This is a genomic window from Weissella tructae, assembly GCF_000732905.1.
GTDB classification, from domain to species: domain Bacteria; phylum Bacillota; class Bacilli; order Lactobacillales; family Lactobacillaceae; genus Weissella; species Weissella tructae.
Map to the genome: position 1 here is coordinate 746423 of NZ_CP007588.1, position 19311 is coordinate 765733.

20 protein-coding genes are annotated in these 19311 nt (G+C 41.5%); 4 read left to right on the plus strand and 16 right to left on the minus strand.

Translation table 11 applies throughout. The annotated features are described in order from the left end of the window. Positions 1 to 200 precede the first annotated feature (200 nt). Complete coding sequence (locus tag WS08_RS03610) at positions 201 to 719, minus strand: DoxX family protein (protein ID WP_009765242.1); 519 nt, start codon at positions 717 to 719, stop codon at positions 201 to 203. 281 nt (positions 720 to 1000) lie between these two features. On the opposite strand from WS08_RS03610, the gene WS08_RS03615 reads away from it, so the two are divergent. After that, complete coding sequence (locus WS08_RS03615; protein ID WP_009765241.1) at positions 1001 to 1561, plus strand: GNAT family N-acetyltransferase; 561 nt, start codon at positions 1001 to 1003, stop codon at positions 1559 to 1561. A 522-nt stretch (positions 1562 to 2083) separates the two neighbouring features. Then, positions 2084 to 2770, plus strand: a complete 687-nt coding sequence (locus WS08_RS03620) for a LysM peptidoglycan-binding domain-containing protein (RefSeq protein ID WP_009765240.1) — start codon at positions 2084 to 2086, stop codon at positions 2768 to 2770. 417 nt (positions 2771 to 3187) lie between these two features. Here the strand turns inward: WS08_RS03620 and WS08_RS03625 are convergent, their stop codons facing one another. Both WS08_RS03625 and WS08_RS03630 read right to left on the minus strand, forming a co-directional pair. Next, entirely contained in the window at positions 3188 to 3631 is a 444-nt protein-coding gene (locus WS08_RS03625; protein ID WP_144242030.1) for a hypothetical protein, read from the minus strand. A 418-nt stretch (positions 3632 to 4049) separates the two neighbouring features. Then, complete coding sequence (locus WS08_RS03630) at positions 4050 to 4370, minus strand: MazG nucleotide pyrophosphohydrolase domain-containing protein (RefSeq protein WP_038528908.1); 321 nt, start codon at positions 4368 to 4370, stop codon at positions 4050 to 4052. A 68-nt stretch (positions 4371 to 4438) separates the two neighbouring features. Here WS08_RS03630 and WS08_RS03635 point away from each other — a divergent pair, with 68 nt between their 5' ends. Next, on the plus strand, positions 4439 to 5005 hold the full coding sequence (locus tag WS08_RS03635; protein ID WP_009765237.1) for an LOG family protein: 567 nt from the start codon (positions 4439 to 4441) through the stop codon (positions 5003 to 5005). Positions 5006 to 5078: 73 nt separating this feature from the next. On the opposite strand, the gene WS08_RS06995 is transcribed toward WS08_RS03635, so the two are convergent. From WS08_RS06995 to WS08_RS03645, 3 genes are read right to left on the minus strand one after another with little or no spacing between them, the layout of a single operon-like run. Next, on the minus strand, positions 5079 to 5207 hold the full coding sequence (locus WS08_RS06995; RefSeq protein ID WP_267134621.1) for a hypothetical protein: 129 nt from the start codon (positions 5205 to 5207) through the stop codon (positions 5079 to 5081). Positions 5208 to 5209: 2 nt separating this feature from the next. Further along, positions 5210 to 5401 carry a hypothetical protein gene (locus WS08_RS03640; protein ID WP_009765236.1) on the minus strand — a complete coding sequence of 64 codons (192 nt, stop codon included), beginning with the start codon at positions 5399 to 5401 and terminating at the stop codon, positions 5210 to 5212. Between the two features lie 27 nt (positions 5402 to 5428). Next, positions 5429 to 5707 carry a hypothetical protein gene (locus tag WS08_RS03645; protein WP_038566668.1) on the minus strand — a complete coding sequence of 93 codons (279 nt, stop codon included), beginning with the start codon at positions 5705 to 5707 and terminating at the stop codon, positions 5429 to 5431. A 420-nt stretch (positions 5708 to 6127) separates the two neighbouring features. Here WS08_RS03645 and WS08_RS03650 point away from each other — a divergent pair, with 420 nt between their 5' ends. Beyond that, on the plus strand, positions 6128 to 7060 hold the full coding sequence (locus WS08_RS03650) for a LacI family DNA-binding transcriptional regulator (RefSeq protein ID WP_009765234.1): 933 nt from the start codon (positions 6128 to 6130) through the stop codon (positions 7058 to 7060). A 121-nt stretch (positions 7061 to 7181) separates the two neighbouring features. On the opposite strand, the gene WS08_RS03655 is transcribed toward WS08_RS03650, so the two are convergent. The 10 genes from WS08_RS03655 to purS form a co-directional block, all read right to left on the minus strand. Continuing rightward, positions 7182 to 8399, minus strand: coding sequence for an OFA family MFS transporter (locus WS08_RS03655; protein WP_009765233.1), 1218 nt, complete (start codon positions 8397 to 8399; stop codon positions 7182 to 7184). Positions 8400 to 8518: 119 nt separating this feature from the next. Then, positions 8519 to 10180, minus strand: a complete 1662-nt coding sequence (locus WS08_RS03660; RefSeq protein WP_009765232.1) for a formate--tetrahydrofolate ligase — start codon at positions 10178 to 10180, stop codon at positions 8519 to 8521. 13 nt (positions 10181 to 10193) lie between these two features. Next, a complete protein-coding gene (purD, locus tag WS08_RS03665) occupies positions 10194 to 11456 on the minus strand; it encodes a phosphoribosylamine--glycine ligase (protein ID WP_009765231.1) in 1263 nt (420 codons plus the stop codon). Between the two features lie 29 nt (positions 11457 to 11485). Continuing rightward, a complete protein-coding gene (purH, locus tag WS08_RS03670) occupies positions 11486 to 13012 on the minus strand; it encodes a bifunctional phosphoribosylaminoimidazolecarboxamide formyltransferase/IMP cyclohydrolase (protein WP_009765230.1) in 1527 nt (508 codons plus the stop codon). Further along, positions 13012 to 13599: a phosphoribosylglycinamide formyltransferase gene (gene purN / locus WS08_RS03675; RefSeq protein WP_009765229.1), complete on the minus strand. Its 588-nt coding sequence runs from the start codon at positions 13597 to 13599 to the stop codon at positions 13012 to 13014. The genes purH and purN overlap by 1 nt, the downstream gene beginning before the upstream one ends. Beyond that, the gene (gene purM / locus WS08_RS03680) at positions 13584 to 14633 is read right to left on the minus strand and encodes a phosphoribosylformylglycinamidine cyclo-ligase (protein ID WP_009765228.1); all 1050 of its coding nucleotides are present in this window, start codon (positions 14631 to 14633) and stop codon (positions 13584 to 13586) included. The genes purN and purM overlap by 16 nt, the downstream gene beginning before the upstream one ends. 33 nt (positions 14634 to 14666) lie before the next feature. Next, positions 14667 to 16160 carry an amidophosphoribosyltransferase gene (gene purF, locus WS08_RS03685; RefSeq protein ID WP_038528405.1) on the minus strand — a complete coding sequence of 498 codons (1494 nt, stop codon included), beginning with the start codon at positions 16158 to 16160 and terminating at the stop codon, positions 14667 to 14669. Next, complete coding sequence (gene purL / locus WS08_RS03690; RefSeq protein WP_200870257.1) at positions 16142 to 18379, minus strand: phosphoribosylformylglycinamidine synthase subunit PurL; 2238 nt, start codon at positions 18377 to 18379, stop codon at positions 16142 to 16144. The genes purF and purL overlap by 19 nt, the downstream gene beginning before the upstream one ends. Beyond that, positions 18379 to 19050 (minus strand): phosphoribosylformylglycinamidine synthase subunit PurQ, encoded by a 672-nt coding sequence (gene purQ, locus WS08_RS03695; protein WP_009765225.1) that lies wholly within the window; start codon positions 19048 to 19050, stop codon positions 18379 to 18381. Before purQ ends, purL begins: the two co-directional genes overlap by 1 nt. A gap of 3 nt (positions 19051 to 19053) precedes the next feature. Then, positions 19054 to 19311, minus strand: a complete 258-nt coding sequence (gene purS / locus WS08_RS03700; protein ID WP_009765224.1) for a phosphoribosylformylglycinamidine synthase subunit PurS — start codon at positions 19309 to 19311, stop codon at positions 19054 to 19056.

The following is a 19311-nucleotide window of genomic DNA, read 5'->3' on the forward strand; positions in this document are numbered from 1 at the left end:
CTTATATCTCTTTCAACATTTATTATGTTAGCGCTTACAGAAAACGTTTACAATGATTTTTGGCATGTTACCGGTAACATAATGAGCTTTTGAATTTACTGCTACGAGCGTCTTCGTATTTAAAAGTTCCGCACAATGGCCACATAGAAAAGAAAAAGCCTTGATTAGTTAGTGAGGGAACTAATCAAGACTTTTTTAGCTTATTTTACTGAACGTGGATTGATATCATTATTCAAAAATGTGAACTTACTTCGTAGATATGGCGTTACCCAGTAATCCAGACCAATCTTTCCAGCATTAAAGCCAGAAATCAAAATGATAAATTGGATCAAAATAAACGTAGGATTCACAGATACAACCCCTGACAACAAATATGTAAAGTTCATAATCAAACCAAAGAATGCTGCCGCAAGTGTTAACATTCCAAACATCAAACCTAGTCCGACAAACATCTCTCCCCATGGTACGACAAGATTGAAGAAGCTTGCATCTTGACCTCCATCAGTTGTCATCTTCAAAAATGATTGGAACAAAGGATATGCAAAAGGTTGCTCTGGTGTACCCTGTTGCAGTGCGCCTGAAATCATGCCTTCCGCATGAAAACCACCATTCATCATTAACTTACTTAGTCCAGCAGTAAACCATTGGAACCCGATATAAACTCGTAAAACTAATAATATGTAACTAGCCGTGCGATTGTTTCTTAAAAAATAAACCATGTAAGAATACCTCCCTTTTGTTGGAGTATATCACAGAATATTTCGTGTTTACTAATTAAATATAAGTAACTTTTATGACATGAATTAACGATAAGTTTACAAACCATTTACAAGCGCATCTAAGGGCAGACCTTGCTATATAGCCTGTTTTCATGCATTTTAATTTTTATTCCAAGGTCAAATATAGATGTGTGATATGTTTTAAGTATTATATAGGTAGATTGTTGTTTAATGCTAAAGAGGTATACCGATTTAGTCACATATATAAAGGAGATATCGTTATGGCCAAAAATTATTTTAAAATGCACGTTAAGGATGACCTATTCCTTGTTTATCCAGAGATGCGAATGGCGCCTGAATTATTTGCGTTAATAGATTCTGATCGTACGCACTTACGCACATTTCTAGACTTTGTCGATGACACGATGTCCCCCAAAGACCAAGTTGACTATTTCAAGTTAAAATTAGATGGTGTAGTAAAGCAAACAGATGCCCTATTTTTTGTTGCGATTGAAGATACCTTAATTGGTTGTGTAGATCTACATGATATCGATTTATCTACGCGACAAGCAGACATTGGTTATTGGATTCATTCAAACTACCAACGTCAAGGGATTATTTCCAGTGTGGTGCAAAAATTATGCGAATACGGATTTTTGAATTTAGAGTTGAATCGGTTAAATCTGGTAATTGATACGAAGAATATCGCCAGTAATAAAGTTGCGTTAAAAAATGGCTTTACATTCTCTGGTACACAAGAAGATGATATCTTACTATATGGTACTCTTCGAGATATGAATTACTACTATCTATTGAAACGTAATTTTCTAAACCAGATTTAACGTAGATTTACTTCATTATTACTATAAGTTCAATTCATCATCATTAATAACATAGGGCACTGATTATCGTGGGATATCGACAATTAGTGCCCTATTTTTCTATTTATAAGTCAAATTGCGCTTTTTCAATGAAATATTTCAGACTTATCTATCTACCATCCCCAATTTTATTGTCATTATTAAGCGCCAACACGCCAAAAAGTAACGAAATAAAATAAAAATATACTTTACAGATTTCGTTATGTTGTCATATTTCAGCCTTCATTTAGTTCAAATCAAGATGAATAATTCTTTTTGTGTGATTTTTCAGCCCATTTTGGTTTAAATATTACGGCCTTAAAGTACTGATTTTCTGCCTTTTGTTTGAATCTATTTCATGGAATGTGACAATTTCATGATTCACTGTTATGTAATTGTCATTTGCACGCGCTCTGTTCGTCCTATACTAATCAGTGTTCAATTCAACAAGCAATTGCACATATACATAACAATAAAAATTAGAAAACAAAATGGAGATATACAATGAATATTAAACAATCACTTATCCTATCAACTAGTGTCGTCGCCGGATTATTAGGTGTAACAGGTATCGCTTCTGCTGATCAAGTAACTGTAAAGAGTGGAGACACTTTGTCATCACTTGCGGTTGAACACAATACAAACATTGACGCCCTACAAGCACTGAACAACATTGCCGACATCAACTTGATTTACGTTGGTGAACAACTAGAAATCGATGGTGCTGTAGCTCCTGCCGTTCAACCAGAAGCAGTTAACCCACCTGTACAAGAAGTTGCGCCTGTTATCGAACAACCTGTACAAGAAGTTTCACCTGTTATTGAACAACCTGTACAACAAGTGCAATACACTGCGCCTACACCAGTTGTTACACAAGTCGCTGCACCACAAGCTCCAGTAACTGCACCTGTTACACAAACAGCGGCACCTGTGAACTCAGGTTCAACATACGACCAATTCATTGCTAACGGTGGATCTGCTGCATTGTGGAGCACAATCGTGATGCCAGAATCTGGTGGAAACCCAAATGTTGTTTCGTCTGCTGGTTACCGTGGTCTTGGTCAAACTAAGGAATCATGGGGAACAGGTTCAGTTGCAACACAAACTAAGGGAATGCTTAACTACGCTAACTCTCGTTACGGATCAGTTGAAAACGCCATTTCATTCCGTCAAGCTAACGGTTGGTGGTAAAATACACGCTTTAAACAAAAGCCTAGTACTGTCATGACAGTGCTAGGCTTTTTTATCACAAGTGATTTTTAAAAATTGTTGATTCAGCTGTTTTTTTGGTGTAATTTTAAATCATAGTCAAAATAGCAAGACCAAACAAATCATTGTTATTTGTCGTCAATTAAAACACATCATATGAGGTTATCTTATGAAAATCATGAAGTACATCATCTCTCTTTTGCTAATGACAAATCTACTAAAATTACAAAATGTAGCAACCCCTGACTGGTATTGGAATCTTTTTACAGGTTTAGTGGGATTAATCTATTTGGTAATGTTAGTGATTGATCGTCAAAAAAATTGAGAAACTGCTACATATATAACCGTAAACAAAAGAGGCCCCGTGTTGATGCTAACGCGAGGCCTCTTTATGTTGTACTAATCGCTTTCCGTATCGATGCTTTTCACTTCACCGTTAAACTCTTGTGCAATTTCATCAGCTAACACTTTAGATAAACCGGCTTCATATGGTGGCATCCCCTCATTCAAAGTCTGCAATTGCTTATCTATCCCAGCCTTATAAATGAATAAGGTCTGTTTTCTCTCCTGATAAGTCACATAATAGCGTGGCTCACGTTCTATTTGTAATGATGTCTCACCAAAAACGTGCGCAATCACAGCCATTTCACGTCGGACACGTGTTGATTCAGTAAGCGTATTATCACCATATACCCAATAACTCGTTGCGGTAAACATTTCATGATGTTCATTAATATCCATCAACATCATCCAGATAGATGGATTTAAGCCAGCTTGTTCTAGCCATTCATCTAGTTCTTCAATAACACGATGTGGCGCTGTTACGACCTCTTTATTCATCATTTTCTCCAATCAGAAATACCAATCCATTAAATAACCTTGCCTGTTGCGTTTTGCTTTTAAAATGTGGTCATCCATACTCCTCTCTTTCTTTTAAAAATCTTCAGTCTGTTTTTAGTGCTTGAATCACCTGTCATAAGATGATGACATCGTATTTTTACCATATGCACCGATACTTCTTTCACAACTCTGAATACTTATTTCTGTCAAAAAACTGTGTATTTCAATATTTTTCCCAATCGTCATCCGTCATCATCGACATTCCCATTATCGATATGCTTTAGTCTAGTTACTAGTAGTAATACGGTTGCCTTTAGTTATCCTTCAATTATCTGAAACCCCTGTGTCCAGGATAAAAAAATATCCCTAAAATTAAAGTGAGTGAACCCACTTTGACTTTAGAGATATTTCATTTTAAACATCATTGTTGATCATATCGCGCATTTAACTTGTCTTCACTTTTCTTGAAGAGTTCTTCTGGTGCGATATCAAATTTGTCACACAAAATTAGAATGGCATCCATGACGTCAGCCAATTCTTCCACAACATTATCCTTCTTTTCAGCGACTGTTTTTTCCAATTCTCCTGGATGGTCACGGCCAATTTCATAGGCACGAACCCCTTGTGATAGTTCCCCAACTTCTTCCATTAAAAAGTTCAAACGTCGTGAAGAAGACAATGCTAGCCATCCGCGACTAGCATAAAATTCTGTTAACCATTTTTGATGTGCATTAATATCCATCATGTTCCCAACTCCCTATGCTATACTTTTATCTATGAGATAATCATAACATTACTGGGGGAATATACATGAAAAAGATTGCTGTATATTGTGGTGCTGCTGATGGGAATGATCCAAAATTTCAAGCCGCCACAATTGAATTGGGGAATTGGATTGCACAAAACGATATGGAATTGGTGTATGGTGGGGCACGTGTTGGCTTAATGGGACTATTAGCTGACACTGTTTTAGCACAAGGTGGTCGCGTCCATGGGATTATGCCACAAAATTTAGTTGATCGTGGTGCATCACACCAAGGACTCACTGAATTGGAAATTGTACCAAACATGTCTGTTCGCAAACAACGTATGCTTGATTTATCAGATGCCTGTATTGCCCTACCTGGTGGTCCAGGAACATTAGAAGAAATCATTGAAGCCTTCTCTTGGGCACGTATTGGGGATAACAATAACCCGTGTGTCTTCTTTGATGTCGATGGTTTCTACACACCAATGAAAACGATGTTCAAAGATATGGTCGCCAAGGATTTCCTATCACAAGAACATTTTGATAAGTTAGGTTTCTACGATAATCTACCAGCCTTATTTGATTTTATTGCAAGTTACGAACCACCTGTAATCCGCCAATACAAATAACGCATATGCTATACACATAAAAAGCCAAGTATCGACTGTATAATCGACACTTGGCTTTTTCACTATTTTCGGATTACTTACCTTCACGTTGTTCCTTAGAAGATTCGACGAAATCACTTTGCTTGGCTTCTCGTTCGGCTTGGCGCTTTGCATCTTCTACTTCACGAGCATCAACTGCTTCAAACTCATGCTTAGCTTCCATGATTACTTCCCCTCAATATCTTTGACTTCATGTTCCCATTCAGCTTTGTCATAACGTGCTTCTTTATGGTCTTCATGTACCTTTTTAACGTTCACTGATTCATGTTGTTCTGCGGCCTTATTTTGCGCATCCTTTTCGTCAGCTTTCACAAATGATTCACGGTTTTCTTCTAATCCATCTCGTAATGTTGACATCTTGGTATCCTCCTATTGAGTCATCGCTTAATTATGAACAACGTCCATAATGTCCGTCGCAATTTTTTCATTCACAGTCGCAAATGTATCTGAAATGCTTGAAATTGATTGTGTCCCAATATTTTGGGGATACGCATCAAAGATGGTTGCTTCCAACTCATCATTACGTAAAATTTCAATATCGACATTGCCAGATTCCGTGTTGTTATTAATGTGCAACAAAAAGATTTCTAGTCCAGCTTTGATCGTTAAGCCATCGTATTTCCCTTCATTACGCTTCAGTTGTTCCAGTACGTCATTCTTCATTTTCATACCTCCTACTATTTCGCGTTGTGTTGCTTTTCTTCACTCTTTCGCTCTGCTTCGCGTGATTTATTCAGTTCTTCTTCTCGTCGTTCCACAGCACCGTCACGCAAGTCTTTTAAATCTGACATATCATCACCCTCCGAATAATTAATCGATAGATGTCCTCTATCTACTTACATTTTACCACCAATTCAACAAATATTTTCCATAACATTTATATTTAAATAAATACATTTTAAAATCCTTTTATAAATTTAAAATGACATCAAAAAACATGTATCCATACAAACACACGATAAACCCTTTTGAAATCACCATTTAATCTGTGATTTAAGTTATCTTGACGTATTTTATCTTGATATTCTGCTATACTGTTGAAAGGGTTTTCAAAACAAATTACATATCGAAAGGTGCTTACACATGGTTTCTATTAATGATGTTGCAAAATACGCACATGTCTCAAAAATGACCGTTTCACGTGTCCTTAATCATCCTGAAAAAGTTTCCCCTGAAATTCAAGCGGAAGTTATGGCAGCTATTGATGCGCTAGGTTATGTCCAAAATCGTGCTGGTCGTTCATTAGCGACCAACCGTCATTATGCGATTGCCTTTGTGATGCTTGATCAAATGGACCAAGTGGAACCATATTTTGGGAATCTGATTCTCTACATCGCCGATGAATTACAACGCAAAGGTTACACCATGGCATTACATCGTTCGCTTGACGATACATATGATTCAGTTGATGGGTTACTTATCAGCGGTGCGCGTCCCCATGATATGACCCATATTACATCTTTACCGCTTCCTGCGGTTTCATATGGTGCGCACCCAGCGATTCACTCCGTAGATATCAATAACCAAGCTGGCACAACAATGGCTACGGAACACTTATTAAATGACACATATGATCATTACGTCTATTTAGGACTCACCATGACTGATGATTTTGCCATTCAGCGTGAAGCTGGCTTCATTAAAACGATTGGTGCAATACCACATACCGTGGTTCACTTACCTAATGATGAACATATCGCCCATGATTATATCCAGGATATGTTGGTACAACATCCTAATCTTGGGATTGTGGCCGCAACAGACCGCTTAGCCTTAGGCGCTTTACGGGCCGCTCAAACACAAGGTAAAGCTATTCCAGAAGAGGTTGGCATTGTCGGTTTCGATGGTATTTTCATCCATAAACTAACTGAATTAGAACTTAGCACCATCGTGCAACCATTGCCTCAAATTGCCCAAGCAATGGTCGATTTATTACTGGAACAATTAGATGCGCCAAGTGAGACGCCCATTATGCGTGAAATCCCACCATATTTCAGTCAAGGGCAAACGTCTTAATAGTATCGTCAGAAACAAAAAAGTATCGCTGGAAACAATTGTTTCCAACGATACTTTTCTTTATCTATTATTAAATCAGGTCGTGTCACATAACACCTCTGATTTTCGACATCTCTTCTAACTATTCCACAATCATCTGCGTTGGCTTGACCAAGAATACTGAAATCAAATAGGCAATCACATATAAAATACCAATCACTAGGAAAACCATTTGGTAACTCATGTTCAAACCATTCAAGATAAAGCTGGCTAATTGATTACCAGATAGTCCGGCAAACGCCCAAGCTGATAATGTCAGCCCATGAATTTTAGAGATAGCTTTCATCCCAAAACGATCGGCCAATAGTGGTGGTAATGATGAGAATCCTCCCCCATAACCTGCATTAATCGCAAAGAATGTTAGCACCATCAAAATTGGGTAAAAGGCCAAGCCAGTTGGTACGACGAACATCAATAACGTCATCCCCGCTGACATCAAGAAGATAATCTTGTAGACCATATTACGATCTTGCAGATGGTCTGACCAACTCGCAAAACCAATTCGTCCAGCAGCGTTAAAGAATGCATCCAGACTAATTACTAGTGAAATTAACCCCACTGTAAAGACCGCTTGCCCGGTACTATTCGTTAATGCTGCCATGATATCTTTTTCTTGCGAAATAATCGCTAGACCACCTGTAATATTCAAATAGAACATTAGCCAAATCCCAATGAAAGATTTATTTTTCATAAACAACCACGGGTTGAATTTCACTTTCAATGGCGTTTCTTGCCAATCAAGTGGTTTATGAATTAGGGCGGTTCCAATTAACATCATCACCGCAAAGACACCGGCCAAAATAATAAACATTTGCCATAGTCCTACATTCATCATCAGCCAAATCATAACCGGCGAAAAGACCATTTTAGACAGACCAAAACCAGCGACGGCTAAGCCAGTTCCTAGACCTTTATTTTCATGGAACCACAGCATCAAATTCTTAACAGGTGTTAAGTATCCAATCCCCAAACCAATTCCCATGATGATACCGTAAAAGACGTAAATCCCTATCAAGGACTTATATTGAATACTTAGACCGGTTCCAGCCATTCCAATCACAAACAACAAAGTTGAAACCAGCGCCGACTTTTTAATGTCTTTTTCAACAAAGCTCCCTAAGACTGCTGCCGACATCCCCAAGAAGAAGATAGCTAAAGAAAACGCCCATTCCACTTCCGCTGTACTGTGACCAATATAGTCCGCCACATTTTGTTTAAAGACACTCCAAGCATACACGGTTCCAATACTTCCGTGAATCAACAAGGCAGGTAACGCTGCCCGCATCCATTTATTTTCCATGAATTCCCCTTAGTTCATTTCAATGTTCTGATACTGTATACGACCTTCCCTATTTTGACGGCTAAATGTCTCACCGTCTAGAGGGAAAGCACTCAAATGTCTTTAATTCCTAGAAATAATTAGAATAAACCAGTAATATGGCCACTGGCATCAATATCAATGTTGTTCGCGGCCGGTGTTTTCGGTAAACCAGGCATCGTCAAAATTGATCCCGTCATTGCGACTAAGAAACCAGCCCCAACCTTTGGAATAAATTCACGAACATGAATCTTAAAGTCTTTTGGCGCGCCTAATCGTGTCGCATCATCTGACAATGAATACTGTGTCTTCGCCATAATGATTGGTAGTTTGTCCCAACCGTATTGGGCAAATTGACGCAATTGTTTGGTTGCTTTATCGGATAATTCAACCCCTTCAGCTCCATAAATGGTGCGCACAATCTTATCCAATTTGACGGTTGCATCATCCTCAGCATCATACAGAGGCGTAAAGTTACTTGGACGATTGGCAGCTTCAATCACGGCCGTGGCTAACTCAGTTGCGCCAGCACCACCTTGTCCCCATACATCAGCTGTGTAGGCTTGTGCACCAAAGTCAGCTACGAAGGCTTTAATACGATCAATTTCAGCATCTGTATCCGTTGTGAAACGATTAATCGCCACAACAACAGGCACCCCATAACGTGACATGCTTTGTAAATGTTGTCCTAAATTAGCCAAACCGGCTTCAACTGCGGCAACATTTGGTTCAGTTAGTTCCGTCTTTGCCATACCACCATGCATCTTTAATGCACGAACTGTTGCGACAATGACAATTGTATCAGGGGTCTTCCCTAATAATGGGGCTTTAAAATCAAGGAACTTTTCACCACCTAAATCAGCCCCAAAGCCCGCTTCCGTAACCACGAAATCAGCCAATTGTAACGCTGTTTTGGTTGCGCGAATTGAATTCGTTCCTTGCGCAATGTTGGCAAAGGGTCCACCATGAATCAAAGTTGGCGTGTGCGCAATTGTTTGGACCAAATTAGGCTTAATCGCATCCTTTAGTAAGGTTGTTAACGCACCTGCAACACCTAGGTCTTTGACGGTCACTGGTTCACGGTCATAGGTGTAGCCAATCACGATGCGTTCAATGCGAGCCTTCATGTCCATTAAGTTATGCGACAAAGTCAAAATGGCCATGAGTTCAGACGCCACAATAATATCAAAACCATCTTCACGTGGGACACCACTCGTTGGGCCACCTAACCCAACCACCGCATTACGTAAAGCACGATCATTAACATCCAATGCGCGCTTCCAAATCATACGACGTGGATCAATGTTTAACGGGTTACCTTGGTAAATACTATTATCAATTAGCGCCGCCAATGTATTATGGGCACTAGTTAAGGCATGAAAATCACCAGTAAAATGCAAGTTGATGTCAGCCATTGGCAAGACTTGTGAATGACCACCACCAGTCGCGCCACCCTTCATCCCCATGACTGGTCCTAATGACGGTTCACGTAATGCAATCATGGTATTTTCACCGGCTAATGATAATGCATCGGCCAAACCAACCGTTACCGTTGATTTTCCTTCACCCGCTGGGGTTGGATTAATTGAGGTCACTAGGACAAGTTTTCCTAAATCATCATCGTCACGTGAATCGTCAATCTCAACCTTGGCCTTATCTCGACCATAGGGTTCCCATTCTGCTGGCGTTAATCCAACCTTTTCCGCAATCTTTTCAATTGGCCAAACGTCCGCTGCTTGTGCAATTTCAATATCACTTGCCATTTTTTCACCTCGATTATTTGATCATGTTTTCTGCATCAACTGCCTGATATGCAATATCATGGCGGTATGTCAGCTGTGCTTGACTGTTATCTAACAGCGTGTATAACTTAGCTTGTGCGTCCGTTGCGGTGTTTGCGGCGGTTACGACCGTCATCACACGTCCACCAGAACTCACTAATTGGTTATTCTTTAATGTGACCCCTGCATAATTGATGGTCACATTATCCAATGCAAATTTTGGCAACAAAATCCCTTTTTCGGGCGCCACAGGATAGCCCGGTGCCGCTAATACCACACCCACATAAACATCATCTGTTTGCCAGCGTGCATGTGGCTGTTTCCCATCTAATAGCTCAGTTAATAATTGATAAAAGTCACTGGTTAGTTGTGGCAACACAACCTGCGCTTCTGGATCACCAAACCGGACATTAAATTCAATCACTTTTGGTCCTGTCTCTGTTAACATCACACCTGTATACAAGATACCTTCAAAGGGTGTGCCTGCTTCAGTCATCGCTGTTAAGGTTGGTGTCACAAGTTCATTAATCGCACGTTCAATATCTGTCTCTCGTAACCAGCGAACTGGGCTATAAGCACCCATACCACCCGTATTTGGACCTTCATTACCATCTAACAAACGCTTGTGGTCTTGCGCGACTGGTGTATGCACAACACCATCTGGTCCAACAAAACTGAATACTGAAAATTCAACTCCAGCTAAATATTCTTCGATGACAATAACAGCATCAGCTTGCGCATGATAGGTCTCTTGCAAATAAGACGCGACATCTGCGTCTGTTTTGAGAATCGTCACCCCTTTACCTAAGGCTAAACCATCTTGCTTCATCACGATTGGTAAACCAAATGCAGGTACGGCGCTTTGCGCTTCAGCGAATGACTGAACGGTTACTGATTGAGCCGTTGGAATATCATTAGCCATTAAGAGTTCTTTCGCAAATGTTTTTGAACCCTCTAATTGAGCTGCGATTTGATTTGGTCCAAAGATACGTAAGCCGGCTGCTTTAAAACGATCCACAACACCTAGAATTAATGCTTCTTCTGATCCTGCCATCGTTAAATCTATTTTTGCGTCTTGGGCCAGAGCTACCAGACCATCTAAATCATTGACCGCAATAGATCCAAGTTGAATACCCGCATCTGTCATCCCTGGATTACCAGGTGAGACAATCACTTCTGTGACCTGTGGACTACGTAAGAATGATTGTGCTAATGCATGTTCACGTGCACCTGAACCAATGATGAGTACTTTTGCCATCTCATTATCTCCCCTAAAATAATGTGTGATTAGTGACGGAAGTGACGGTTTCCACTAAATACCAAGACAACGCCCAATTCGTCTGCCTTATCAATTGAATCTTGGTCCTTAATTGATCCACCAGGTTCAACAATTGCCTTAATACCATGTTCGGCTGCATACGCGACTGAATCATTCATTGGGAAGAAAGCATCTGAAGCCAAAACAGCTTCATCAAAGCCAGGCTTTTCACTAGCTTTTGTCACAGCCATTTCAACTGATGTAATACGGTTTGGTTGCCCAGCCCCGACACCTAATGTTTGTCCTTCACGAGCCACAACAATCGCATTTGATTTCACGTGCTTCACAGCTTTTTGGGCGAATACCATCGCAGCCAACTGTTCTGGTGTTGGTTGTGCTTTTGATACGACCTTAAAGTCAGCGATGTCTTCTGAAACCAAATCACGATTTTGGACAACAATACCACCTAAGACCGCCGTCGCTTCTAATTGTTGTGGTAGCTTCGTTTCAAACGGTAATGTCATCAAACGCAGGTTTTTCTTCTTCGCTAATACAGCAAAGGCTTCCTCAGTGAAACTTGGCGCAATAATAATTTCTAGGAAAATTTGGTGCATTTTTTCTGCGGTTGCCAAATCAACTTCACGATTCAACGCCACAATACCACCAAAGATAGAAACATCATCTGCACTGAAGGCTTTATCCCAAGCTTCTTCAATCGTTGCACCTTGGCCAATTCCCGCTGGATTCATATGCTTAACTGTTACAACAGTTGGTTCTTCAAATTCAGCCACAATGCGCAAAGCCGCATCCGCGTCACGAATATTGTTATAAGATAATTGCTTACCATGCAAGATTTCCGCATTCAATACTGAGTAAGGTTCACTGATGGCATCACGATAAGCCGCAGCTTCTTGATGTGCATTTTCACCATAACGCAAAGATTCGTACAATTCATACGTCATCGTCTTTTGTTCAGTAACTGCTTCAGCTGACAAATAATCCGCAATCAAAGCATCGTACGCAGCGGTATGACGGAAAACTTTCGCCGCTAACATTTCTCGGAATGTTTGGTCCACGGCATCATTTGTCAACTTTTCAATTACAGTGTCATAATCACGGGGATCTACGATTGGTAAGACAGCGGCATAGTTCTTTGCGGCTGAACGCAACATTGAGGGGCCACCGATATCAATGTTTTCAATAGCTTCCGCTTGGCTAACCCCTTCTTTTTGAATGGTTTCTTTAAAGGGATACAAGTTCACAACAACTAAATCAATTGGGGCAATGTCGAATTCAGTTAGCTTGGCCATGTGTTCTGGGAGATCACGGCGCGCTAATAAGCCAGCATGGACACGTGGATGTAGTGTCTTCACACGCCCATCCAACATTTCTGGAAAACCAGTCACGTCATCAATCGGTAATGCGACTAATCCGGCTTCTTGCAAGGCTTTCAATGTCCCACCAGTTGAAACTAGTTCATAACCCAAAGCGACCAATTCGCTTGCAAATGGGACCAATCCTGCCTTGTCTGATACACTCAATAATGCACGTTTCATTAGTTAAATATCCCCTCATTCAGTAGTTGTTCTAGTGTGTCTGGATACAATACATGCTCGGCGGCATGTATTTTGACTTCAATTGTTTCAATCGTGTCTTCTGGTTCACGCTTAACAACCGCTTGATTAATAATGCGACCTGTATCAATTCCAGCGTCGACATAATGTACGGTCGCGCCTAGATATTTCACGCCATAGTCCCAAGCATCTTCAATCCCATGTCGCCCTGGAAAACTGGGTAATAAGGCTGGATGAATATTGATGATACGGTTATCAAAGGTTTGAATAAATTGTTCACTCAGAAGTCGCATATAACCGGCCAGTAGAATACCTTGCACACCATCAGCATGTAAGATATCCAACGCCGCTCGCTCTGTTTCTGTTCGAGTCGCATGTGCTTTGTAATCAATTCTCGTAACCGGAATACCGTATGATTCAGCTAAACGTATCGCCCGAATGTCTGGTCGATCAACAATCACACGGACAATCTCAGCTGGTAATTGCCGGTCTTGAATGGCCGCATAGAGTGACTCAAAATTAGAACCACGTCCTGATGCCATCACCGCTAATCTTACTTTGTGCCCCATGGTGCGTCTCCTTGATAGATGACTGATTCATCTGCTTTCGCAATCATTTCACCAATCACAAATGCGGGTTCGTCACGTGCTTGCAAGTCTGTCATAACGGTTTCAACCTTATCGGCACGAACAATTAAAACCATCCCCAAACCATTGTTAAATGTCCGCAACATATCAGCTAAACTCAGATTACCCGCTGCTTGCAACTCATCAAAGATTGGTAAGCGTGGCCAACTTCCCCAATGTAATTGAGCACTTAGATGTTCACCATATGCACGTGGTAGATTTTCAGTTAAACCACCACCGGTAATATGTGCCATACTGACAATGTTTTTATCAGTTAATAATGGCAATACGGCCGGTCCATAAAGTTTTGTGGGTGTTAAAAGCGTCTCTTTTAATCTCGGATCAAGCTGACGAAATGCCTCAGTATCGTCCCCAATGCCTAAGACATGTCGGACTAATGAATAGCCATTTGAATGAATCCCACTTGATGGCAAACCAATCAAGACATCCCCTTCACGTACGTCACTCGGTTGTAACAAATCTTCACGTTCTGCAATCCCAACAGCAAAGGCGGCTAGATCATAATGATAATCCGCGTATAGACCCGGCATTTCTGCCGTTTCACCCCCAATTAATGCAGCACCACTTTCAGCAGTTGCTTTGGCGACACCCGCCACAATTTCTGCAATCGTGTCCGGACGCATTTTATCAACGGCCAAATAGTCTAACAGAAACAATGGCTTGGCACCTTGCGCCAGAATGTCGTTCATCACCATGCCGACCAAATCTTGGCCAATTGATTGATGTTCATTAGCCGCAATTGCCAAGAGTAATTTCGTCCCAACCCCATCAGCACCAGTAATCAATACAGGATCATGATAACCACTCCCCAGCGCAAAGGCGGCTCCAAAACCACCTAGGCCCGTCACAACTTGCTCATTATAAGTCGCTGAAACTGCTGTACTCATCTTAGCGACTGCTTCGTTACCCGCGGCAATGTCTACCCCAGCTTTAGCGTAAGCATTCGTTTCCGTCATCTCACTTCTCCCATTCTTCGCATCACACTGTCATCATTTCACTTCACTTAGTGGTTCATATTGTGTCTGTGGTTCACTTGCAAAAGTCACGGCATCCGCCGCGATTAATGTTTCTAACGCTGGTTCATAATCATAAACCGGTGCTGGATAATGACCGTCAAAGTAAGCTGTGGTTAGACCAGTTCCTACCCCTTTATAAGGTAAGTTGATGGCATCCACGAGCCCATCTAATGATAGAAAGGCTAATGAGTCAGCCCCAATTAAGTCACTCATTTCTTGGACTGAATAATGGGCTGCTAATAACTCATCCGTTGTTTGCATGTCCACCCCATAGAAGGCAGGATATTTAAATTCTGGTGAAGCAATACGGACATGAATTTCAGCGGCCCCTGCTTCACGTAACATTTGCACAATATACTTTGACGTTGTCCCTCGAACTAATGAATCATCCACTAAGACAATACGCTTACCTGCGACAACTTCTGGGACCGCACTCAACTTCATACGCACTGCACGTTCACGACGTTCTTGGGTTGGTTCAATAAATGTACGGGCAATATATTGATTTTTCACCAAGCCCATATCATTTGGAATCCCAGATTCATCTGCGTAACCAATCGCAACTGACAAAGATGAATTTGGCACACCGACAACCATATCAGCGGCAACATCATGTTCACGTGCTAAGGCTGCGCCCATCTGCTTACGTGCATTATGCACATTCACACCGTAAATCGTTGAGTCAGGTCGTGCAAAATAGATATACTCCATGACATCAATGTGCAAGTCCGTTTTATCTGTGTAACGATCCATCACTAAACCATTATCATCAATTTTTAGCAATTCACCTGGTTGTACATCATGAACAAAGGTTGCGCCAATATTGGCTAACGCAGCTGTTTCAGATGTCACAACATATTGACCATCTGGCAATTGTCCAACGACAAATGGACGGAAACCATGTGGATCCAATGCAGCATAGAGTCCCTCTGGTGTTAGTAATAAGAAAGCAAAGCCCCCGCGTAATTGATTCAACGCCTCTTTGAATTGTTCTTCAAATGTTTCGGCCTTTGAACGACGAATCAAATGTAATAAAATTTCCGTATCAGAAGAGGATTGGAAAATCGCGCCATCTTTTTCTAATGCTTGGCGCAAAGTCACTGCATTGGTAATGTTTCCGTTGTGCGCTAATGACAATTGCATGTCTGAGAAATTGGCCAACAAAGGTTGTACATTTTCTAAACCATTTGAGCCTGCGGTCGCATAACGTACATGGCCAATCGCTGCTTCCCCAGACAAACGTTCCAAACGCGCTGGATTACGGAAAATATCACTTAGCAAGCCTTTACCGCGTTCTTGAATGAGTTTCCCTTGGTCATTAGACACAATTCCAGCGCCTTCTTGACCACGATGTTGTAAAGCATGTAAGCCATAGTAAGTTAAATTAGCCGCTTCTGGTGTTCCCCAGATACCAAAAATCCCACATTCTTCGTTCAATGAACTAGTTGTTACGCGTTCATCAGCCATGAAATTGCCTCCTGATAGTGTGTTTCTGCCTCAAGACGTGAGACATCAATCATATGATCATTTGCTTGCATCTTTAATGTATCTGTATCTGTTACTTGTCCTAAGCGTGTCGCACGGCCATCAGATAGTGCTTCAAATGCGGCAATATGTTTAGCTGGGACAGTTACCACAAACTGTGATGGTGCTTCAGCAAAATACCAACTTGCTGGTGCATCAATCGCGACATCAATTCCCAAACCTGTTTTAAAGGCACTTTCGGCCAAGGCAATTGCTAATCCACCTTCTGCCACATCATGTGCACTCGCAATCAGGCCAGCTTGAATACCAGTGCGAACCAATTCTTGATTTGCTAATTCACGAGCATCATCAAATGTACCTAATTGACCAGCAATGTCACCCGTCAATAACTTTTGCAGTTCTGAACCATTAAAGTCACCGGCTAAATCACCCACCAAATAAATGACATCATTGGCTTGCTTGTATGCGATGGTTGTAATGTGGTCAGTATTTTCGTGCAAACCAACCATTCCTACCATTGGTGTTGGGTAAATGGCTTGACCATTTGTTTCGTTATAAAGAGATACATTTCCCGATACAATTGGTGTATTTAATTGCTTCGCGAAGTCTGTAATCCCCGCAACCGCTTGTTCTAATTCATAGTAGACTTCTGGATTATCTGGGCTTCCAAAATTCAAACAATCGGTAATCCCAATTGGCAAGGCACCTGTCGCAACAATGTTACGTGCCGCTTCAGCGACCGCCATCTTAGCCCCCACATAAGGATCCAAGTATGTGTAACGACTACTGATATCCGTGGTCATGGCCAGCGCCTTATTCGTATCACGAATACGGACAACAGCTGCGTCACCACCAGGCTTAATCACTGTATCCGCGCGGACCATTGAATCAAATTGACGGAACAACTTCGCCTTTGTAGCGATTGTTGGTTGACTTAACAAACGCAAAAACGTGTCTGTGACATCTGATAGTTCAGGCGCAAATTGTGTGCTACTTTGCGTCATCAAACGAGCTGGTTTTTGCGTTGGCAATTCTTGCTTAGGCGCACGTGCCAAATCATCCACCGGTAGATTAGCGACTTCTTCATCACGGAATGACAGACGGTAACGACCATCATCCGTCACTTCTCCAACGACAACGGCATCCAAATCAGCATCACGATAGATGGCTTGTACTTCAGATTCATGCCCCTTTTGTACAACCAATAACATACGTTCTTGGGATTCTGACAACATCAATTCATATGGTGTCATGTTGGCTTCACGTTGTGGCACCTTATCAAGGTTCAAATGAATCCCCATCCCAGCTTTACCAGCCATTTCGGCCGATGATGACACAAGTCCTGCGGCTCCCATATCTTGAACACCTACGACGACATCCCCATGTTCCTTAATCGCTTTGATGGTTGCATCCATAACCAACTTTTCCATAAAAGGATCACCAACTTGAACCGCTGAGCGATCTTGTTCCGCTTCAGTGTTAAATTCAGATGATGAGAAAGTTGCGCCATGAATCCCATCACGACCAGTCTTAGCGCCAACATACAAGACGCTATTCCCAACTCCTTCAGCTTTTCCAACCTTCATCACTGCTTGATCCATCACCCCAACAGCCATGACATTGACTAACGGATTTCCTTGGTAAACCTTATCAAAACCAATTTCTCCACCAACCGTTGGAATCCCGATAGCATTTCCATAACCAGCGATACCGTCAATCACACCCCGAACTAATTGTTGTGTCGCTTGATTATCTAATTCACCAAAACGCAAACTATCTAAGACTGCAATTGGTTGGGCACCCATTGAGAAAATGTCACGTAAAATCCCACCAACGCCAGTGGCGGCACCTTCATATGGTTCAACCGCTGAAGGATGATTGTGTGATTCGGCCTTAAAGACAACGGCCTGTCCATCCCCAATATCTAAAATTCCGGCCCCTTCTCCTGGCCCTTGTAAGACACGTTCATTCGTTGACCAGAAGTTGCGCAAGAATGGCTTAGACTTCTTATAAGAAACGTGTTCTGACCACATCGCTGAGAACAATCCAGTCTCCGTATAATTAGGTAAGCGCCCAATCTTTGCGACGACTAAATCATATTCTTCGGGTGTTAATCCCCATTCAACATATAATTGGTCATCACGTACTTGTTCGGCTGTTGGTTCAAATGACATTGGATTTACGCTTGCTGCTTGTTTCATTATCCCGTTACTCCTGTTAAGACCGGACGTAAAAGTCCTTTGAAGAAATTTTGCCCATCCACATTACCCAATAATGCATCTACCGCACGCTCTGGGTGGGGCATCATACCAAAGACATTCCCTGCTTCATTTTGAATTCCCGCGATTTGGTCAATTGATCCATTGACGTTATCACGATATTTGAAGATGACTTGGTTATTTTCATGCAACTTCGCAATTGTTTCTGCATCAGCAAAGTAACGTCCTTCACCATGGGCAATTGGAATTGTAATTGCATCTTGCGTGTAGGCTTGGGTAAAACGAGAAGTTGGATTCACAATATCCAACGTCACTTCATCACAGATAAAGCTCGGCACTTCATTTAACATTAATTGTCCTGGTAACATCCCGGCTTCCGTCAACATTTGGAAACCATTACAGATACCAACAACGAGCTTTCCTGCATCTGCGGCTTCTTTAACCCCCGTCATGGCCGGTGCGAATCGTGCTACAGCCCCTGTACGCAAGTAATCCCCATATGCAAAGCCACCCGGCAAGAAAATCGCTTCATAGCCTGCAAATTCAGTGGTCTTTTCTGACACAATCTCTGGTGTAAAGCCTAAGTCGCGCAAGGCATAATACATATCAAGATCACAATTAGAACCTGGAAAACGAACAATCGCTGCCTTCATGTTTTAACCCTCCACAATTTGTTCTAGATCGAAACGGTATGTTTCTGTGTTGTGATTAATCAGTAAGGCTTCCGTTAAATCCTTTACTTGGTTAGCAGCGTCGTTTTCATCGATGGCATCTAGTGTCACTTCAAAATACTTTCCTTGAGTAACTTGCGTCGCATTTGTAAATGACATACGGTGCAAGGCCGACTTGATAACTTCACCTTGTGGGTCCAAAATTGATGGCTTATATGTGACATAAATCTTTGCTAGAAACAT

Bases quoted from the DNA above. Each gene is read 5' to 3' on its own strand.
- WS08_RS03610 (WP_009765242.1), bottom strand. From the start codon at position 719: ATGGTTTATTTTTTAAGAAACAATCGCACGGCTAGTTACATATTATTA.
- WS08_RS03615 (WP_009765241.1), top strand. From the start codon at position 1,001: ATGGCCAAAAATTATTTTAAAATGCACGTTAAGGATGACCTATTCCTT.
- WS08_RS03620 (WP_009765240.1), top strand. From the start codon at position 2,084: ATGAATATTAAACAATCACTTATCCTATCAACTAGTGTCGTCGCCGGA.
- WS08_RS03625 (WP_144242030.1), bottom strand. From the start codon at position 3,631: ATGATGAATAAAGAGGTCGTAACAGCGCCACATCGTGTTATTGAAGAA.
- WS08_RS03630 (WP_038528908.1), bottom strand. From the start codon at position 4,370: ATGGATATTAATGCACATCAAAAATGGTTAACAGAATTTTATGCTAGT.
- WS08_RS03635 (WP_009765237.1), top strand. From the start codon at position 4,439: ATGAAAAAGATTGCTGTATATTGTGGTGCTGCTGATGGGAATGATCCA.
- WS08_RS06995 (WP_267134621.1), bottom strand. From the start codon at position 5,207: ATGGAAGCTAAGCATGAGTTTGAAGCAGTTGATGCTCGTGAAGTAGAA.
- WS08_RS03640 (WP_009765236.1), bottom strand. From the start codon at position 5,401: ATGTCAACATTACGAGATGGATTAGAAGAAAACCGTGAATCATTTGTG.
- WS08_RS03645 (WP_038566668.1), bottom strand. From the start codon at position 5,707: ATGAAGAATGACGTACTGGAACAACTGAAGCGTAATGAAGGGAAATAC.
- WS08_RS03650 (WP_009765234.1), top strand. From the start codon at position 6,128: ATGGTTTCTATTAATGATGTTGCAAAATACGCACATGTCTCAAAAATG.
- WS08_RS03655 (WP_009765233.1), bottom strand. From the start codon at position 8,399: ATGGAAAATAAATGGATGCGGGCAGCGTTACCTGCCTTGTTGATTCAC.
- WS08_RS03660 (WP_009765232.1), bottom strand. From the start codon at position 10,180: ATGGCAAGTGATATTGAAATTGCACAAGCAGCGGACGTTTGGCCAATT.
- purD (WP_009765231.1), bottom strand. From the start codon at position 11,456: ATGGCAAAAGTACTCATCATTGGTTCAGGTGCACGTGAACATGCATTA.
- purH (WP_009765230.1), bottom strand. From the start codon at position 13,012: ATGAAACGTGCATTATTGAGTGTATCAGACAAGGCAGGATTGGTCCCA.
- purN (WP_009765229.1), bottom strand. From the start codon at position 13,599: ATGGGGCACAAAGTAAGATTAGCGGTGATGGCATCAGGACGTGGTTCT.
- purM (WP_009765228.1), bottom strand. From the start codon at position 14,633: ATGACGGAAACGAATGCTTACGCTAAAGCTGGGGTAGACATTGCCGCG.
- purF (WP_038528405.1), bottom strand. From the start codon at position 16,160: ATGGCTGATGAACGCGTAACAACTAGTTCATTGAACGAAGAATGTGGG.
- purL (WP_200870257.1), bottom strand. From the start codon at position 18,379: ATGAAACAAGCAGCAAGCGTAAATCCAATGTCATTTGAACCAACAGCC.
- purQ (WP_009765225.1), bottom strand. From the start codon at position 19,050: ATGAAGGCAGCGATTGTTCGTTTTCCAGGTTCTAATTGTGATCTTGAT.
- purS (WP_009765224.1), bottom strand. From the start codon at position 19,311: ATGTTTCTAGCAAAGATTTATGTCACATATAAGCCATCAATTTTGGAC.